Source organism: Neobacillus sp. 19 (genome assembly GCF_049463095.1).
GTDB lineage: Bacteria > Bacillota > Bacilli > Bacillales > Cytobacillaceae > Neobacillus.
Genome location: NZ_JBMPZU010000034.1, coordinates 1 through 18,280 on the forward strand (window position 1 = coordinate 1; position 18,280 = coordinate 18,280).

Genomic DNA, 18,280 nt, shown 5'->3' on the forward strand with positions numbered 1-18,280 from the left:
GTGTCTATGTGTAACCTACTCGTTCGGTTATCCGAGCCAATGTAACCCCAAACCCAACAACCTAGATAGGCGTTTTCGCATTTATCGTGAAACGCTTTCGCGTTTTTCGTGCGCCGCTTCAGACTGTCATTGTGGTAGGGAAAGATCGTGTAGAGCTGTTTGAAAAAGGCTCCACGCTCCCATTCTTTTTCCATCCCAATTCTGCTATGTTTCGCATCAAGCGGCTGCTAAGCGGGGAGAACGATCCATTTGCCGATGCAGCACAACTAACTGAAGGTATGACTATTCTTGATTGCACTCTTGGCCTAGCTTCTGATGCAATTGTCGCAAGCTTTCTAGTCGGAAAGGGAGGCCATGTTACCGGGCTTGAGGGACATAAATACCTTGCTTATATTGTGCAGGAAGGACTTAAAGTATTGGGATCCTGGTCTGCAAATTATGAAAGAAGCGATGGAAAAAATTACTGTCATTCAAAGTAAGGCACTTGAATTTTTAAAGACGCAGCAAAATGATTCGGTCGATTGTGTTTATTTTGACCCAATGTTTGAGGAAACGATTCTAGAGTCTGATGGTATTAAGGGGTTAGGCCAATTTGCCATCCACGATGATTTAACAGAGGAATCAATAATAGAAGCATTGAGAGTCGCGAAAAAAAGGGTTGTCCTGAAAGACTACTATAAGAGTCAGCGCTTTGAGAGGTATGGTTTTATTGTCAACCGTCGAAAAAGCGCAAAATTTCATTTTGGAATTATCGAAAAAAACTGAGAGACACGGGCTTTCAGTTTTTTTAATGGAATTTATTGATAGAAAAAGAAAATTCAGAAAAAAGGTGAAATTGATTTTTCCATTTTTGCTAAAAAAGAAGTATAATATTTTGTAAGTATTTATTTAGTTTGAAACGAGAGAAAAAAGGTGTGATTTAGGTATGAATAAGTGGCTTCGAAAATCGCTGTTTGTAATGGTTTCCATTTTAACATTTGGTCTCGTAACTCCATCCCAATTAATGAATCAAGTGAATGCTGATAATTTCAAAGACCGGGATGCCTTTGAAGCTTCTTCACCTGAAAATAGTTTTACGCGAAAAAATCAATTTCTTGAAGAATCAGAGTTTAACAGAGAACAGTTTATGGAAGATCTAATTAAGCAGGCAGAAATGCAGTCTTATCAAAAATTTGGCAGTAGAATTAAGCCAGTGATTGAAAATGAATTCCGCGAAATTATTTTGCCAAATATTGAAAAAGCACTTGATGAAACTGCCTCCCAATTCCCGGAAGAAGATATAAAAAATCTTTCCATTACTGAGCAGCCTAGTGCCGGACATTCTGAAAAAATATTTAATATTAAAAATGGCGAATCAGGAAAAGATATCTTACGTTTTCATGTTCGACGTGATAATCCGCCTCAAGAAGGATTCTGGTTTAATTTTCATTACCATACATACCACGATGATTTCCAAAGTCATCATGATTTAGGATCCATTTATTGGGCAAAAAATACACCACCAAAATGGATGAGTTAGCTAGTTTCGATTTAAACGAATGGGTAATGAAAAATTTTATTATAATAAAATGAAACCTTTTTAAGAGAAATGCGTAAATAGACTATTACCAAAATTGGAGGAATGAAAAATGGCAGTAAGTTTATCTAAAGGTCAAAAAGTAGATTTAACCAAAACAAATCCCGGGCTGACGAATGTTGTGGTAGGACTTGGCTGGGACACCAATAAATATGATGGTGGACATGATTTCGACTTAGATTCATCCGTATTTCTTTTAGGGGATAATGGCAAAGTATCGAACGAAACGGACTTTGTTTTCTACAATAATCCACAAGGAGCAGGCGGCGCTGTTGTACATACCGGAGACAATCGCACAGGTGCTGGTGAGGGTGATGATGAACAAGTGAAAATTAATTTGACAACGGTTCCTGCGAACGTTCAACGGATTGCTTTTACAATTACCATCCATGAGGCTGAAGGCAGAAATCAGAACTTTGGTCAGGTTTCAAACGCATATGCCCGGATTTTCAATGAAGCAACAGGTGAAGAACTTATTCGGTATGACCTTGGTGAAGATTTTTCAATCGAAACGGCCATTGTTGTTGGCGAATTATATCGTCATAATGGAGAATGGAAATTCAGCGCGATTGGCAGCGGATATCAAGGCGGCTTAGCTGCATTAGCAACTGACTTTGGTTTATCAATCGCTTAATAGATATGAAATTATAAACCCGAGACAATCTAGGAGGAATTCATTTACATGACGGTTTTACAGCATATTTTAGACACTTATGCCCAGTTTTTCAATTGGGAAATGTGGGGAGAAGTGTTATCAAATCCGGTAAGCTGGGGGCTTATTGGTACACTTGTTATACTTGAAGGATTACTTTCTGCCGATAATGCTCTTGTTTTAGCGGTAATGGTTAAACACTTACCGCCGGAAAAACGTAAAAAGGCTCTTTTTTATGGTTTGTTAGGCGCCTATGTTTTCCGATTTATTGCAATTGGAATCGGGGTTTTCCTCATAAAGTTATGGTGGGTGAAAATCTTAGGGGCAGGATATCTCGCTTGGTTGTCCATTAAATATTTCATTGATAAGCGAAGAGCTGCTGGAGCAGAAGATGAAGAAGAAGCGCATGGAATGAATCAAAGCGGATTGTTGATACGTTTATTTGGCACCTTCTGGGGAACAGTTATTGCCGTTGAATTAATGGATATTGCGTTCTCTGTGGACAGCGTTCTTGCGGCCTTCGGTGTCAGTGAAGAGATTTGGGTTTTATTAATCGGCGGTATGCTTGGTGTGTTAATGATGCGTGGTGTTGCAGGTGTATTTTTAACATTAATTGACCGAATCCCTGAACTGGAAACTACTGCCTATATTTTAATCCTGATCATTGCCACAAAAATGCTTCTAGCTGTAGCTGGAATTGATATGGGACATGTGACATTCTTTATTATTCTTTTAGTTACATTTGCGGCTACATTTGTTATTCACTATATGAATAAGAAAAAGGAAGCCAGCAAGGAAACCAATTCATAATATTTGACAAAAATGGGGAGCTGACGAAAAGTCCGTCTCCTCTATTTTTTACCTAAAAGAGGAGTAAGGGTTATGGAATTTTTTACATACTTTTATGAGGATGAAATAGAGCGGTTTTTCTATCAAAAACCACAGGTATTTAATAAATATTCAAGCCGAGAATTGTTATCCTATGGTTTAGGAGCGACTCTCTATATGCCTGCCACACGCTCTAACATTCATCAGGAAATCCTTTCAAAGAAGCATGAAGGTTTAACATCTCTCGTCATCGACCTAGAAGATGCGGTCGGTGATAATGAAGTTTTTCAAGCCGAAGGACTGCTTATCAAAGAGATGTTAAAATTATTCGCAGAAGTAAATAAGGGATTTTTAAGCTTTGTTGATCTACCACTGTTGTTTATTCGAATTCGTAACCTTGAGCAGCTTAAGCGAGTAACCCAAAAGTTAGGGCCAGCGACTAATCTTTTGACAGGGGTTGTTCTCCCTAAGTTTAGCGCCGAAAATGGCACGGACTTATTAGAAATGGTTCGCGAGATTCACTCAGAGAAGAATCCGTTTTATGCGATGCCAATCTTAGAAACTGCTTCTGTCATCCACAAGGATACGAGAATGGAAGAATTAATGAAGATTAAGCAACTTCTCGATCGTTATAGAGAGCACATTCTGAATGTGCGGATAGGGGCAACGGATTTTTGTGGTTTGTATGGGATTCGCAGGAGTGCAGACACCACTGTATATGAGATTGCCGTTTTAAGGGATTGTATCTCTGATATTATCAATGTCTTTCAACGATTTGATAGTCCCTATGTAGTATCTGGGCCAGTTTGGGAATATTTTTCAACTAAAAAAAGGATGTTAAAGCCGCAGCTCCGCCAAACTCCCTTTCGTGAAAGATATGGTGATGATGGGTTAAAATGGAGGGCTCAGTTAATTGATGAAAATATGGATGGGTTGATCCGTGAAATCCTTATGGATATTGCCAACGGTATAACAGGAAAAACGATTATCCATCCTTCGCATATTAAAATTGTTCAGGCTCTAAATGTAGTTTCCTATGAGGAATACATTGATGCATGCAATATAGTAAGTGCATCAACAGGAAAGATCGGTGTCATGAAAAGTAAATTTGCGAACAAAATGAATGAAATTAAGCCACATTATTATTGGGCAACGAAAATTCTCTTAAAATCAAAGCTTTTCGGGGTGTTACATGAAGAATTCACCAACATTGACCTTATCAAAAAAGAAGTACACGTTTAATATCCTTGACTCCATCGAAACGGTAATAGAGGTAACAGAAAATCCATATAATCTGCCAATCGAAGAGCTCTTTACCATGGCAGCACGAATCAATAAGAAGCGCTCATTCTTGTTTGTCAGTAAAGTGTTAGGTAAGCATTTACCGATTGATCCTAATAAAGGGCTTTTGACAGCTGCTCTTTTAGCTGCCAGATTTGGAGAATCTGTGAAAGGTTTAAATTGTGTTGAAAAGGAAAAACAGATGTCTGCGTTTCTTGCGGGTGATTCCTTTAATATTCAAGCCTTTATACCGCCTGCCATTAATCCCGTAATCATTGGTTTTGCTGAAACGGCGACCGCACTTGGGCATGCCTTTTTTGACTGCTTCCAGGCTGGCGAATACTTCCACACAACCAGGGAAGAGCTTATCAAGGAAAATCCTAAAATAACCTTTGAAGAAGAGCATTCTCATGCGACATCGCATCGCTGTTATATACCTTTAAGAATGGTGCAGAATGAACGGGAGATTATTTTAGTAGACGATGAAATGACAACTGGAAAAACGGCAATAAATATTATTGAATCAATCCACCGCAAATTTCCGAGACAGGAATATACGGTCGTAAGTATTTTGGATTGGCGTTCTGAAGAAGATAAACAAAATTTTTCACGACTGGAGCAAACTCTAGGGATAAAAATTAATGTCATCAGCTTGATATCTGGTTTTGTGAAAGTGCGGCAATTAAAAGAAATTGAACAGCAAAAACCCAAACAAGAATTATCCGATCGGCGAGATCCGATTGTTGAAACTGTGGATCTTTCAGCCTTTTTTACTGCCACTGGATTTTCCTCTGCTAATCAGGAGAACGGGGCAGCATTTATAGAGGAGACGGGACGATTTGGCATGAATAGTTGTGAAAATTTCGCTTTACATAGAAAGGTTTCTATTGCTGCCACATTCCTAACAGGGAAAAGAACGGGAAAAAAAACACTCTGCCTAGGAACGGGAGAGTTTATGTACCTTCCAATGAAAATAGCATCTGAAATGGGCAGTGATGTTTATTATCAATCCACCACAAGAAGCCCGGTCTATATCGAAAATGTTGAAGGCTATGGGGCAAGATTTGGTGCGAACTTTCCAAATCCCGAGGATCAGGAGATTGCGCACTTTGTTTATAATATTCCACCAGGTCATTACGATGAGCTATTTATTTTTTTCGAAAGAGAAATAGAATATGAGAAGCTGAAACCAATGCTAAAGCAACTACTGAACACAGCAATTAATTCAATTAAGATTGTCTTTTTTTCGAAGGTCAGAGGTGAATAAGATGCAAAAGGGACTCAACAAACCGGCAAAAATCGGATCCTATCACGAAGAGGACGTGCTTTTTTTATTAAAGGATTTAAGCGGGATAAAGCTGGAGGATTCTGCAATGAATCGCGAATCGATGATCCAAGCTGGGGGACATTATAGTGAATCCCTGCCAATTGAATACCAGCCGCCTAATGAATACGTAGATTTATTCTGGAAAACATTGCACGAATACAAATATAAAGTGGCGATGTGTGTTGGGATTGTTGCTGAGCAAATCTACCGATTAAAAGGAAATAATGCAATCCTCGTTTCCCTTGCACGTGCAGGAACACCTGTGGGGATTTTAATCAAGAGATATATTAAATTGCGCTACGATGTTACCCTGCCGCATTACAGTATTTCCATCATACGAGATCGGGGAATTGACGAAAATGCAATTTCCTATATTCATAATGAGCATCCCGATGGGTACATTCAATTTGTTGATGGCTGGACAGGCAAAGGGGCTATATCTATAGAATTAACAAAGGCCTGTAAGGACTATGAAAAAAAATACGGGATGCCCCTCGATGATACACTTGCTGTCATTGCGGACCCTGGTTATTGTACTACTCTATTTGGAACAAGGGAGGACTTCTTAATTCCAAGTGCTTGTTTAAACTCCACTGTTTCCGGGTTAGTGAGCCGAACGGTTTTGAATGGCCAGTTCATCGGCAAGGATGACTTTCATGGTGCAAAATTTTATCAGGATTTACTTGCTGAAGATGTTTCGAATGAATTTATTGATGTTATTACGCAACAGTTCCCTATTGTTTGGGAGGAAGCAACACAGGCTGCTTCGAAAAAGAACTATGCAGAAATTGAAACAGGCTTCCTGGGGATGGCCGATGTGATGAGAATTCAAGAGGAATTTTCAATCCAAAGCACTCATTTTATTAAACCTGGAGTCGGTGAGACAACGAGAGTTCTTTTGCGCAGGGTTCCCTGGAAGATTTTAATGAGGGACCCTTCAAGTCCATTTGTCAAACATATTCTCATGCTTGCTGAAGAAAAAGGGGTTGAAGTCGTGCCATATTCTAATTTGAAGTATTTATGCTGCGGCCTGATTAAATCGGTGAAGGAGATGCAAAAATGATTTTTGCATCTGACCTAGACCGTACCTTGATGTATTCCAACCGGGCAATCGAAGAGCTTGGTGAACCACGTGGCACTATCCTTAAACCAGTTGAGCAAAAGAATGGAAGTTGGCTTGGCTATATGACAGAAGCCTCCTATTTTGTTTTAAAAGAGCTTTCCAATCAAAGTTTGTTTATACCGGTAACAACGAGGACAACCGAACAATTTAACCGGTTTGTCATATTTGATAACGAGATTCCGATTAAATATGCTATAACCGCTAATGGTGCCCATATCCTTGAAAATGGCGTGCCGCTGTTGGCTTGGTCGAACCATATTCAGAGCCGTATACAAGCAGAGTCGATTTCTCAAGCCGAATTACTCTCCATTTTGCGTAGGGAAGGTTTTCGGCTCAATGGGGAAAAGAAGCAGGCAGAGGATCTATTTTTCTATTACATATTAAAAGATCTTCCTGATACGTCCGAAAAAGAAGCGATTCATAAGATAACAGTAAAATATGGCTGGAGGATTTCCCTGCAAGGAAGGAAGCTCTATTTTATACCGAAGGCAATTAGTAAAGGAAGCGCACTTGAATATATTTGTACCCGTGAAGGGATGAAAGCAGTTGCAGGTGCAGGGGACTCCATTCTCGATTGGGATTTTCTGCAGCACTGCCAGTATCGATTCGTGCCAAACCACGGAGAACTTGCAAAAGAGTTAGCGAGGGTGTCAGGCACCAATAACCACATTTTAACAAATAGTCGAGGTGTCGCAGCCGGAGAAGAGGTTCTCCAACAGTTTCTTAAACTATTACCACTCAAAATTTAATTTTTGTTAATGGTTTGACTAAATAGGAAATAGTAAAGACATGAAAATAGACTATAGCTGCCAAGGAAGAATAGAATGGACATGGTTAATGAATGTAGAACAGGAGAAAGCAGCATTGTAAAGATGAAGCTGAACACAAATAGATCGAGATAGACAAATAGATCGGAAACCATCACTTCCATTAGGATATCAAGTTCCTCCTGTACGTGTTCAACCCTCGGCCGCTTAAAAAAAAACCTCATTCGTGTCACCTACTTTAGTGTCGTACTCAATAGTCTGTAGGGACATGGAAAAAGGTGAAACGCGAGGAATCAGCCTTAAATATTGAAACATTTTTACATGACTTTCGTATAAACAAATGAACCAATTACTTAACTGTGATATGATAATAAGGAAACCTTACATAATTTGCTAAACGGAAAAATAAGCTTTCGCTTTTAGAGGGAAGGGATTATGAATGTATCCACTATTAAATCAGTTAAACATCCGTCCTATTGCTTCCCTCTCATATGAAAATTGGCATGGCATGCTTAAAAAAAAGCTGCCGGAACGGCCAAATTATTCAGTAGAGAATGGAGCAATTCAAATTGGGCAGGTACTTGCAAAGTTTCTCGGAGTACCGATTGACACGGATGAATATTATAACCAGTTATTTGATTACGTCCATAATAAAGAAACGAATCTCCAACTGCTCAGTGAGGAATCACTTGATAAAACCATTAATAATGTTCATTTTCAGGCGGTACAGAGAGTGATCAATATTAATAACGAACAGAAGCTATCTATCAACAGGTTCACGGCTTTTCTTGACGGGGAACAGCTTTTGTTAAAATCAAAGGTGCCGGTGATCCATCGGAAAATAAGAGAAGCGATGATTGCCACGCTGGAGCTATATGCAAGACACGAGTCGGGCGGCCTACAAAGTCATGAGCTAAGAAGGATTCTAGTGGATCTAGTGAAATGGTCAATCAACCATTTACAGCCACAGCTGGAGCTGGCTGACCCACAGCAGGGGATGCCGAAGTTTTTATGGTATGGAGACTATAAAAAAAGTCATCAGTTTTTTTTATACTATTTAACAAAGCTAGGTTGTGATATTGTCATCTTCCATCCGGAAGGTAACGATTTGTTAGCGGGATTATTGGACGAACCGATCTTCACCCATCATTACCAAAATAAACAGGCTGCTGAGCCATTTCCGAAAGAAAAGCGATCAAGGAAAACAACGGTTGCCTATCGGGCATCAAAAGAAATCGAGACAATTTTAAACCAGGAGGGTTCAGGACTGTACAAACCGTGGCAATTACGGGAGTACACGCCATCCTCGATTACATTGAAAACGACATACGATGAGCTGTTCATTCTCAGTAAAGAAATCGCGATGATTCGCCCTAATTTTGAAGTCGGCAACGGAGAAGTCAAAATTCCTTCCATTTTCGCTAAAATCCAGGGGGTTAGTAAAAACCGAAAAGAATACTGGGAGCGGCTGCAAGCTCTTACTCAATTGGAACATAGTTTATTGATTCGAAAGCTTCCCTATACGATTCCAAGTAACAGTGATTTTCGTTTTCATTATCGAAATGCACTCGGTAAGGATGGCTCAATTGATCCCGAAAAAATCAAGAATGCGCACTACTGGCCTTACTCCTTCTTGGCAACTGGACTGCAAAAAGGAATTGCGAATGCTGTTAGGAGAATTTGTGAAAAACCGGGTTTAGAGCCGTTGCCGATGGAAGGACCTGAAGATGTGAAAATGTATTTATTTACACAGGCGATGTTTATGCCCAAAAACATCATTCAATTGATGGAGCGGTTTGATTATTCTCAGCATGTTCCGAAATTAATCATTTACAATAATGAATCGACTGGACCACTTTCAAGGTCTGATGCGGCACTGCTGCTGCTTCTTAATCAATTTGGCATTGATATTATTCTTTATAATCCTCCGGGGCATAATGATATCGAAAATTACCTTGATGAACGATTGTTTGATAAACATTGGCTTGATGATGTTGTATTTGATCTAGAATTCAAAGAACCGTCGCTTTTCAAAAAAGGACTGCTTCAAGGAATCTTAAAAAATCTAAGGGGAGATTAACCAGTGAATTTTTCGCCAAACCCAGCCAGCGGTTTAACACCTGCGAATGCCGAGGATGTCCTTTCGGAAACAAAGGTTTCCGATATCAAACTTGCACTTCGCAAAGAACCGGAAATTCAAAATTTAGCCCGCACCATTGATGAGCGTGACCAAATTCAAATATTAGAGTTTGGGAAAGAGCCGGCGGTGCAAATTTCCCGTTTTTCCGATCAAATTTTAAGTAATATGCGGACGACGAAAGTAGAAGATTCAGGCGAACTATTAAAACAACTTGGCCGCATCATGGATAAATTTGATGCTAAGGACTTTCAAAAAACGTCAGGAGGCATTTTCAGTAAGCTCTTTAAAAAGGGCGAAAAAATGGTGGAAAAGCTATTCGGAAAATATCAGACGATGGGGTCCGAAATTGATAAAGTATATGTGGAAATTTCAAAGTATCAACATGAAATGGTCGACTCCACAAATATGCTGGAGCAAATGTATGAACAAAACTACCAATACTATTTGACACTAGAAAAATATATTGTTGCCGGTGAATTAAAGGTCGAGGATCTGAAGAAAAATACACTGCCACAGCTGGAATCACGTGTGGCTTCTGGGGATCAGCTTGCATCCATGCAGTTGGATTCAATGAAGAATGCAATTGAATTGCTAGAGCAAAGAATATACGATCTAGAAATGGCTAAGATGGTTTCCTTACAGACAGCACCACAAATCCGCTTATTACAAAGGGGAAATACAAAGCTGATTGGCAAAATCAATTCTGCCTTTGTTACGACCATCCCTATTTTTAAAAATGGCTTAATTCAAGCAGTAGCAGCAAAAAGACAAAAGCTTGTGGCAGATTCCATGAGTGAGCTGGATCGCAGAACAAATGAAATGCTGCTAAAAAATGCTCAAAACATTTCGCAGCAAAGCACTGATATTGCGAGACTTGCAGGCGGTCCGAGCATAAAGATAGAGACGATTGAAGAATCATGGAATATTATCATTAAGGGTATGCAGGAAACAAGGACAATTGAAGAAGAGAATAAACGGATGCGCATTGAAGGTACAAAAAGATTAGAACAGCTGCAGGACAATTTTAAAAAATTGAAACAATCATAGTTCCTATATTGTTGATATTCTGAAAAAATTCATAATTGGAGTGATTGGAATGGCAATTAATTTGCAAAAAGGTCAACGGGTAGATTTAACAAAAGGCAATCCAGGACTTTCTAAAATAATGGTAGGATTAGGCTGGGATCCAGTGCAAAGCGGAGGGGGCGGCGGCCTGTTCGGCGGTTTATTCGGTGGCGGCGGTTCAGCTAACATTGACTGTGATGCATCTGTGATTATGTTAGGTGCAAATGACAGACTGCAAAACAATAAAGATGTCATTTATTTCGGAAACTTAAAAAGCAATGACGGCAGCGTCCAACATACAGGTGATAACCTGACAGGGGATGGAGACGGTGACGACGAACAGATTATTGTCGATTTAGCTAGAGTCCCTTCCACTATCCAGAAACTTGTTTTCGTTGTAAATATTTATGATTGTGTAAAAAGAAAACAGCATTTTGGCATGATTAAAAATGCGTTTATCAGAATCGTAAATCCTAACAACAATCAAGAGCTTATCCACTATAACCTAACCGATAATTATGGCGGGTTGACATGCCTTGTGACAGGTGAGATTTATCGTCATGGTAATGAGTGGAAGTTTGCGGCAATCGGAAGCGGCACAAACGCAGCCAGTTTGAGTGAAGTGGTAAGATCATTTAGTTAATTAGGAAAAAAGCTCATAATGAGGTGATTTGTTTGGGTATTAACCTATCTAAAGGACAAAGAATTGATCTAACTAAAACAAATCCAGGGTTAACAAAAGTTATTGTCGGCCTTGGCTGGGACACGAACCGTTATCACGGCGGACATGATTTTGACTTGGATGCTTCAGCGTTTTTAACAGATGCAAATAGTCGTGTGACGCAGGATTTGGATTTTATTTTTTACAATAATTTGGTTCACTCTTCAGGTTCGGTCGAACATACAGGGGATAATCGGACAGGGGAAGGTGATGGCGATGATGAACAAATCAAGATTGACTTTAGTAAAGTTCCTTCCCATGTGCACCGGATTGCAGTTTCAGTAACGATTCATGATGCTGAGGCAAGGAACCAAAATTTTGGTCAAGTCTCCAACGCATTTGTTCGGCTAATTGATGAAGAAACGAATCGTGAAGTGTTAAGGTTTGACCTTGGTGAAGACTTTTCCGTTGAAACGGCAGTTGTCATTTGCGAGCTATACCGCCATAATGGCGATTGGAAATTCAACGCTGTAGGCAGCGGCTTCGCTGGCGGATTAGCGTCTCTCTGCCGAAACTTTGGATTAGAAGTGTAAATCCTTTTTTACAATGAAAGCTGCCGATGTTGGCGGCTTCTTTGTTTGGATAATCTCCCACTTTTACCTTAAATGCCCCAATCTTTCTAGCTGTCTCCCATGATATAATACTATTAACTATAGACTAAAATGGGGAATGTGTATGCGAAAGTGGGTCATTTCAATTATAATTGCCGGGTTGTTTTTATCGTCCATCACGACATCACAGGCTTCATATGATGGAATAATGCTTGATGACTTCCCGAGAAATTCAATTCTCTGCCAATCAATTAAAAATAACAAATCTATAAACCAACTAAATCAAATAATTGTCCTGCCGAAACAATCTTTCGACCAAAGAGAAGCTGCAGCTATGATTACACGAATCGCACGATTACCAAGCACCCTTATGGAAAAAATCAAACAAAACGGAATTAAGGTTAAACTGTTTACGGGAAGGCTGACGGAGAATCCAACGGCAAGCCAATTAACAGGACAAGTACCAAGAGGGTATCAAGGTAATATTACATGGGATGATGTCCCCGGCATTGGTGGTTCCAAATTGGTGCTGGCTAAAAATTGGCTCCAGTGAAAGTGGAAAGGGACATGGTTCCGTAAATTTAGAATTACATGAACTGGCACATTCTATTGATCGTTATGTGTATGGAGAAATCAGCTCTTCGAAGGAGTTCCAACTAGTTTGGAAAAGTGAGCATGAGCAACTGTTTCCAGGGAACAACTACTTCCTTTATCCTGAAGAATATTTTGCAGAAACATTTGCGATGTTCAACTTAAACAATGAAACAAAAGACCAATTACAGTTACACGCACCATTAACATTTAATTTTATTAAAAACCTTCACTAAGGTCATCGTGATTGTTAAAATAGAATGATATGACTGGCAGTTAAGGATGTCCAACGTGAAACAATATTTAGAACTTTGTGAGCATGTATTAAAAAATGGAACTGTAAAAGGTGATCGTACCGGGACAGGTACCATCAGCACCTTCGGTTATCAAATGAGATTTAATTTGGAGGATGGCTTTCCTCTGGTAACAACGAAAAAATTACATTTAAAATCGATTATTTATGAATTGCTGTGGTTTTTAAAGGGTGATACAAATGTTCGGTACTTGCAGGACAATGGAGTGCGTATTTGGAATGAGTGGGCTGATGAAAATGGTGAACTTGGTCCCGTTTATGGACATCAATGGCGGTCGTGGACAGGTGCGGATGGGAAAACAGTTGATCAAATCAGCGAATTAATCGAACAAATAAAGACAAACCCAAATTCGCGGAGGTTACTGGTCAATGCCTGGAATGTGGCAGAAATTGATCACATGGCGCTGCCACCGTGCCATTGTATGTTCCAATTTTACGTGGCCAATGGAAAGCTTTCCTGCCAGCTTTATCAACGATCAGCGGATGTATTTCTAGGTGTCCCGTTCAATATCGCCTCTTATGCGCTTTTGACCGTAATGATTGCTCAGGTGTGCGATCTAAAACCGGGTGAATTTATTCATACATTTGGAGATGTTCATATTTATCAAAACCATCTTGATCAAGTAAAGCTGCAAATGGAACGGGAGCCGCGAGCTTTGCCAATCCTAAAAATCAATCCGAATGTAAAAGACATTTTCTCATTTGAATTTGAGGATTTCACATTAGAAGGTTATGACCCGCATCCACACATCAAAGGAGTGGTCAGCGTATGATTTCCTTTATTGTTGCAATGGACGAAAACCGTGCAATCGGAAAAAACAATCAGTTGCCATGGCATTTACCAGAGGATTTAAAGTTTTTTAAACGAGTGACAATGGGACATCCAATTGCCATGGGAAGGAAAGACACATGAATCAATTGGCCGCGTCCTTCCAGGGAAGGGAAAATATTATCATTACCCGCCAGTCTGGTTACACATGTGAGGGATGCACTGTTTTTAACTCAGTGGATGAATTTGTTAAGTATTGCCGTAAGCAGGATGATGAAATTTTTGTTATTGGCGGGGCGGAAATTTTTAATGAAACATTTCCATTTGTTGACCGTCTATACATAACCTTTATTTATGAAACATTTGATGGAGATACCTTTTTTCCGGAATTTACTTTGGACGATTGGGAATTATCCTCTTCTGAAAAAGGAATCCGTGATGAAAAGAACCCTTACAATTATGAATTTAAGTTATATGAACGAAAGGTATAGCCTAATGAAAGAAGCATCAGCCCTTTTGCTGATGCTTCTTTGCAACTTATTAGGTGCCACATTATAAATATGTCCCATTTAATTCATATTCTGCCAATTTCGCAAGCATACCTCTGAATTCATGTGGATGGCAAAATTCTTCTTCATGGAAATGGGCCTTTACCCAGGCAATTAATTCAATTGGACTATTGAAATACTCTCCACTCCGGTCACTTTTACGAATGGTATATCTCCCGTTGTCATCATCAATTGTTACCTCAACAGGGAGGGCTCCATCAAAACTGCATAGTGAAAATTCCATCCTCATCACATCCAATCCATAGGTTTATAATATTCAATAGTATATGTTCCTATTCTTCAAATTATATGCAAAAAACCCCTAGTTGTCAAAATATTTTAAAAATTTCATTAACAAATTGGACATTGACTTAAGCCATTGTAATTGTTAAATTGACTATAGTGATTGAAAATGCTAAATATCACTTTAAAGGTATTTTTTTTGGATTTTGTGAAATTACTATGAATTATTGCGGATAATTTACTCAAATGGCTTTTTCAATACTATAATCATAGTAGAAACATACAACATTTAAAGGGGATGTAAATCCATGTTTTCTAATATTGGAGTACCGGGATTAATTTTAATTTTAACTCTTGCTTTGATTATTTTTGGCCCAAAGAAGCTGCCAGAGATTGGAAAAGCTTTTGGACAAACATTAAAGGAATTTAAAAAGTCTACTCGTGAACTGACGGACGATGTTATGGAAGACATCAAAGAAGAAAAGAAAAACTTGACTAAATAAGGTGTGAGATTTGCGTCTTGCACCTTTTTCTTCTCGATGTTAAAACTATAAGGATGCGTGAAAACATGTTAATTTCCTAACGGCCGTATTAAACGAAGTGGGAGTTTCATTCACGTGCCCTTTTTCAACCTTTGAAATTGGCAGGGGAAGTAATATGGAAGATAAAGAATTAAATTTAGTTGATCATTTAGAGGAATTGCGCAAACGAATTATCATTTCGGCATTGGCATTTGTCGCCTTTTTTATCGTTGGTTTTATTTATGTCGACGATATCTATAAATGGTTTGTCGGCAATCAAAAATTGCTCGTTCTTGGACCAAGTGATATTATGTGGATTTATTTCATGCTTGCAGGTGTTGTTGCGATAGCAGGAACGATTCCCGTCCTGGCATTGCAAATTTGGATGTTTGTCAAGCCCGCATTGAGACCGATAGAAAGAAAAATAACGCTATCATATGTACCGGCATTATTTCTTTTATTTATTAGTGGCCTTGCTTTCGGCTACTTTGCTATTTTTCCAATGGTCTTAAACTTTTTGGTGAACATTGGGCAAGATATGTTTGTCACGAACTTCACTGCCGAAAGGTATTTTAGCTTTATTTTGAACATGACACTGCCATTCGGAATTCTGTTCGAGCTGCCCGTAGTGGTTATGTTTTTAACTTCACTAGGAATTATTAATCCGTTTGTGCTGGCAAAAATTCGAAAATATGCCTATTTTGTCTTGATTATTATTGCTGTTGTAATAACACCGCCAGATTTTATGTCTGATTTTGTTGTTACCTTGCCGCTTTTACTTCTTTATGAAGTAAGTATCAATTTATCGAAGTTTGTCTATCGAAAACGTTTAAAGAAACAGCAGGACGCCGAACAGGAAGAAGAGAAGGAAGAAGCTGTTGAAATATAGTATTTACGATAAAAAGACCTTAAGAGATTTCATTCTCTTAAGGTCTTTTTGCGTTGAATATATTATTGTTTCCAACATAAAAAAAGAAAATATTGTAAAAATGCAGTTAAGGATTCTTTGTGTACTTTTTGGAAAATTCAGGACGAATTGCCTATATGTATACTACAATTTTCTTGAAATCAAGTATTACATATTTTTAAAAGATAAGTGGAGGGGTTAGCGGATGAAGAGACAGAAAACAGTATATGATGCCGCAATCGACCATGGCTTTAGCCGGCGGGACTTCCTTAAAATGTGTACGGCATTAGCTGCTGCACTAGGATTGGAGTTTACGCAGTCCGACCAGGTAGTTAAAGCCATGGAAACAAAGGCAAGAATACCAGTTGTATGGCTGCAATTCCAGGATTGCACCGGATGTTCCGAATCATTTATTCGGTCATCACAACCGAAGACAGAAAGCGTCTTACTAGAAATGATTTCATTAGAATATTCTGAAGTGCTTTCTGCACCATCCAGTCATCAGGCCGAAGCTTCCATGAAACAAGTTTTAAAAGACTATAAAGGAGAATATTTACTGGCGGTGGAAGGAAGTATCCCTGATGATGATGCCTTCTTAACGGTCGGAGGTCAATCGGCAAAGGAAACATTCCTCGAAATGGCTGCAGGAGCCAAGGCCATTATCGCTTATGGTTCTTGTTCATCATGGGGTGGAATTGCAGCCGCACATCCGAATCCAACTGGTGCTAAACCGGTCACAAACTTTGTAAAAAATACACCAACTATTCTTGTTCCGGGTTGTCCGCCAATAGCTGAAGTGATGACGGGTGTAATCGCTCATATTATTACATTTGGAAAATTACCTGAGCTGGATCATTTCGGCCGGCCGAAAGCGTTTTATCGCCATCGAATCCACGATAAATGCAACAGACGTGCATATTTTGATGCAGGCTTGTTTGTTGAATCATTTGATGATGAGGGGGCGAAACAAGGATATTGCCTATATAAAGTGGGCTGTAAAGGGCCGACAACCTACAATTCCTGTGCCGAGATGCGCTGGAATGGCGGGGTAAGCTATCCCATTCAATCAGGAAACCCCTGCTTTGGCTGTTCTGAAAAGGATTTCTGGGATAACGGTCCGTTCTATACAAGGAGAGCTAAGATACCTGGAACACAAACAACGATTAATCCGGATGCTGTCGGCTTGGCAACCATCGGCTTAACCACAGCTGGTATTGCTGTTCATGCAGCAGGGACAGTTATCAAGAGAAAGATTGATGATAAACGAGGTGAAAATCATGAGTGAACGTATTGTAGTTGATCCCATAACAAGAATTGAAGGTCACCTTCGCGTAGAAGTAGATGTTGATGAGAATGGAGTCATTAAAGATGCATTTAGTTCAGGTACATCTGTCCGCGGACTCGAATTGATTGTCCAGGACCGTGACCCGCGGGATGTCTGGGCATATGTCCAAAGGATTTGCGGAGTATGTACAACGGTGCATGCACTTACATCGATTCGAGCAGTAGAGGATGCCTTAAAAATAAAAATTCCAAGAAATGCCCATTTAATCCGTGACATTATGAACGAAGCTCAATTTGTCCATGATCATGTGGTTCATTTTTACCATTTGCATGCTTTGGATTGGGTGGATGTAGTTAGTGCAATCAATGCCAATCCGGCAGAGACCTCTAAACTTGCGCAGTCGATTTCAAGCTGGCCAAAATCATCCCCAGGATACTTTACTGATGTGCAAAATAAAATAAAAAAACTGGTTCAAAGCGGTCAGTTAGGGATTTTTGCAAATGGCTATTGGGGTCATAAAGCCTACAAACTACCTCCAGAGGTGAACTTACTTGCCGTTGCCCATTACTTAGAGGCATTGGATTGGCAAAAGGAAATTGTCAAAATTCATACTATTTTTGGCGGAAAAAACCCGCACCCGCATTACGTTGTGGGAGGAATGGCCACACCCCTTGATATTGATAGTGATAACGGTGTGCATGCAGAAAGATTAATGCATGTATCACAAATTATTGACCAAGCGCGCGAATTTGTCACCCAAGTGTATATTCCGGATTTGCTCGCAATCGGATCATTTTATAAGGACTGGACATATGGCGGCGGCTTAAATAATTATTTATGCTATGGCGATTTCTCAACTGGTGATATTTATGATACAAAGCTATATCGGATGCCGCGGGGAATTGTCTTAAATGGCAACTTGAATGAGGTGTTAGATGTTGACTTGAAAGACCCTAAGCATGTACAGGAATTTATTGAACACTCCTGGTACACCTATGATGGAAAGCAGGGGGGCGAAGGAAAGCATCCGTTTGAGGGAGAAACGACACTTAATTACACTGGTCCAAAGGCT

Annotated in this window: 22 protein-coding genes and 1 pseudogene; 21 read left to right on the forward strand and 2 right to left on the reverse strand. The window is 39.5% G+C overall.

The window, feature by feature from the left end; all coding sequences use genetic code 11:
• Window positions 1–86 precede the first annotated feature (86 nt).
• The 9 genes from ACO1D1_RS11305 to ACO1D1_RS11345 all read left to right on the forward strand — a co-directional run bounded on the left by ACO1D1_RS11305 (window position 87) and on the right by ACO1D1_RS11345 (window position 7,536).
• Window positions 87–479, forward strand: coding sequence for a hypothetical protein (locus tag ACO1D1_RS11305; protein WP_423336016.1), 393 nt, complete (start codon window positions 87–89; stop codon window positions 477–479).
• A complete protein-coding gene (locus ACO1D1_RS11310) occupies window positions 439–765 on the forward strand; it encodes a class I SAM-dependent methyltransferase (protein ID WP_423336017.1) in 327 nt (108 codons plus the stop codon). Before ACO1D1_RS11305 ends, ACO1D1_RS11310 begins: the two co-directional genes overlap by 41 nt.
• A gap of 160 nt (window positions 766–925) precedes the next feature.
• Complete coding sequence (locus ACO1D1_RS11315) at window positions 926–1,519, forward strand: YpjP family protein (RefSeq protein ID WP_149870720.1); 594 nt, start codon at window positions 926–928, stop codon at window positions 1,517–1,519.
• A 109-nt stretch (window positions 1,520–1,628) separates the two neighbouring features.
• A complete protein-coding gene (locus tag ACO1D1_RS11320; protein ID WP_149870719.1) occupies window positions 1,629–2,210 on the forward strand; it encodes a TerD family protein in 582 nt (193 codons plus the stop codon).
• Between the two features lie 48 nt (window positions 2,211–2,258).
• A complete protein-coding gene (locus ACO1D1_RS11325; RefSeq protein ID WP_149870718.1) occupies window positions 2,259–3,038 on the forward strand; it encodes a TerC family protein in 780 nt (259 codons plus the stop codon).
• A 72-nt stretch (window positions 3,039–3,110) separates the two neighbouring features.
• A complete protein-coding gene (locus tag ACO1D1_RS11330) occupies window positions 3,111–4,298 on the forward strand; it encodes an HpcH/HpaI aldolase/citrate lyase family protein (protein ID WP_423336018.1) in 1,188 nt (395 codons plus the stop codon).
• Window positions 4,249–5,604, forward strand: a complete 1,356-nt coding sequence (locus ACO1D1_RS11335; RefSeq protein ID WP_190284668.1) for a phosphoribosyltransferase family protein — start codon at window positions 4,249–4,251, stop codon at window positions 5,602–5,604. Before ACO1D1_RS11330 ends, ACO1D1_RS11335 begins: the two co-directional genes overlap by 50 nt.
• Window position 5,605: 1 nt before the next feature.
• Window positions 5,606–6,727: a cysteine protease StiP family protein gene (locus ACO1D1_RS11340; protein WP_149870716.1), complete on the forward strand. Its 1,122-nt coding sequence runs from the start codon at window positions 5,606–5,608 to the stop codon at window positions 6,725–6,727.
• On the forward strand, window positions 6,724–7,536 hold the full coding sequence (locus ACO1D1_RS11345) for an HAD family hydrolase (RefSeq protein WP_149870715.1): 813 nt from the start codon (window positions 6,724–6,726) through the stop codon (window positions 7,534–7,536). Before ACO1D1_RS11340 ends, ACO1D1_RS11345 begins: the two co-directional genes overlap by 4 nt.
• Here ACO1D1_RS11345 and ACO1D1_RS11350 read toward each other — a convergent pair.
• Window positions 7,533–7,778, reverse strand: a complete 246-nt coding sequence (locus ACO1D1_RS11350; RefSeq protein WP_149870714.1) for a hypothetical protein — start codon at window positions 7,776–7,778, stop codon at window positions 7,533–7,535. The genes ACO1D1_RS11345 and ACO1D1_RS11350 overlap by 4 nt on opposite strands.
• 215 nt (window positions 7,779–7,993) lie before the next feature.
• On the opposite strand from ACO1D1_RS11350, the gene ACO1D1_RS11355 reads away from it, so the two are divergent.
• The 8 genes and pseudogenes from ACO1D1_RS11355 (at window position 7,994) to ACO1D1_RS11390 (ending at window position 14,195) form a co-directional block, all read left to right on the forward strand.
• A complete protein-coding gene (locus ACO1D1_RS11355) occupies window positions 7,994–9,634 on the forward strand; it encodes a YceG family protein (protein WP_149870713.1) in 1,641 nt (546 codons plus the stop codon).
• 3 nt (window positions 9,635–9,637) lie between these two features.
• The gene (locus ACO1D1_RS11360) at window positions 9,638–10,741 is read left to right on the forward strand and encodes a toxic anion resistance protein (protein ID WP_149870712.1); all 1,104 of its coding nucleotides are present in this window, start codon (window positions 9,638–9,640) and stop codon (window positions 10,739–10,741) included.
• A gap of 49 nt (window positions 10,742–10,790) precedes the next feature.
• Window positions 10,791–11,402, forward strand: coding sequence for a TerD family protein (locus ACO1D1_RS11365; RefSeq protein WP_149870711.1), 612 nt, complete (start codon window positions 10,791–10,793; stop codon window positions 11,400–11,402).
• A 32-nt stretch (window positions 11,403–11,434) separates the two neighbouring features.
• Complete coding sequence (locus tag ACO1D1_RS11370; protein ID WP_149870710.1) at window positions 11,435–12,013, forward strand: TerD family protein; 579 nt, start codon at window positions 11,435–11,437, stop codon at window positions 12,011–12,013.
• Window positions 12,014–12,155: 142 nt separating this feature from the next.
• Window positions 12,156–12,584, forward strand: a complete 429-nt coding sequence (locus ACO1D1_RS11375; protein WP_423336019.1) for an anthrax toxin lethal factor-related metalloendopeptidase — start codon at window positions 12,156–12,158, stop codon at window positions 12,582–12,584.
• The gene (locus ACO1D1_RS11380) at window positions 12,544–12,858 is read left to right on the forward strand and encodes an anthrax toxin lethal factor-related metalloendopeptidase (RefSeq protein WP_423336022.1); all 315 of its coding nucleotides are present in this window, start codon (window positions 12,544–12,546) and stop codon (window positions 12,856–12,858) included. Before ACO1D1_RS11375 ends, ACO1D1_RS11380 begins: the two co-directional genes overlap by 41 nt.
• Window positions 12,859–12,913: 55 nt before the next feature.
• A complete protein-coding gene (locus tag ACO1D1_RS11385) occupies window positions 12,914–13,708 on the forward strand; it encodes a thymidylate synthase (protein WP_423336020.1) in 795 nt (264 codons plus the stop codon).
• A pseudogene (locus ACO1D1_RS11390) lies at window positions 13,705–14,195 on the forward strand (dihydrofolate reductase). The gene ACO1D1_RS11385 and the pseudogene ACO1D1_RS11390 overlap by 4 nt, the downstream one beginning before the upstream one ends.
• Window positions 14,196–14,256: 61 nt before the next feature.
• Here the strand turns inward: ACO1D1_RS11390 and ACO1D1_RS11395 are convergent.
• Window positions 14,257–14,496 (reverse strand): hypothetical protein, encoded by a 240-nt coding sequence (locus ACO1D1_RS11395; protein ID WP_149870706.1) that lies wholly within the window; start codon window positions 14,494–14,496, stop codon window positions 14,257–14,259.
• 307 nt (window positions 14,497–14,803) lie between these two features.
• Here ACO1D1_RS11395 and ACO1D1_RS11400 point away from each other — a divergent pair, with 307 nt between their 5' ends.
• From ACO1D1_RS11400 to ACO1D1_RS11415, 4 genes are all read left to right on the forward strand, one after another.
• Window positions 14,804–14,998, forward strand: coding sequence for a twin-arginine translocase TatA/TatE family subunit (locus ACO1D1_RS11400; protein ID WP_149870705.1), 195 nt, complete (start codon window positions 14,804–14,806; stop codon window positions 14,996–14,998).
• Window positions 14,999–15,152: 154 nt separating this feature from the next.
• The gene (gene tatC / locus ACO1D1_RS11405) at window positions 15,153–15,905 is read left to right on the forward strand and encodes a twin-arginine translocase subunit TatC (protein WP_149870704.1); all 753 of its coding nucleotides are present in this window, start codon (window positions 15,153–15,155) and stop codon (window positions 15,903–15,905) included.
• A 223-nt stretch (window positions 15,906–16,128) separates the two neighbouring features.
• Window positions 16,129–17,208, forward strand: a complete 1,080-nt coding sequence (locus tag ACO1D1_RS11410) for a hydrogenase small subunit (RefSeq protein WP_149870703.1) — start codon at window positions 16,129–16,131, stop codon at window positions 17,206–17,208.
• The coding region (locus ACO1D1_RS11415; RefSeq protein ID WP_423336021.1) for a nickel-dependent hydrogenase large subunit at window positions 17,201–18,280 on the forward strand (1,080 nt) is incomplete at its 3' end. The genes ACO1D1_RS11410 and ACO1D1_RS11415, both read left to right, overlap by 8 nt.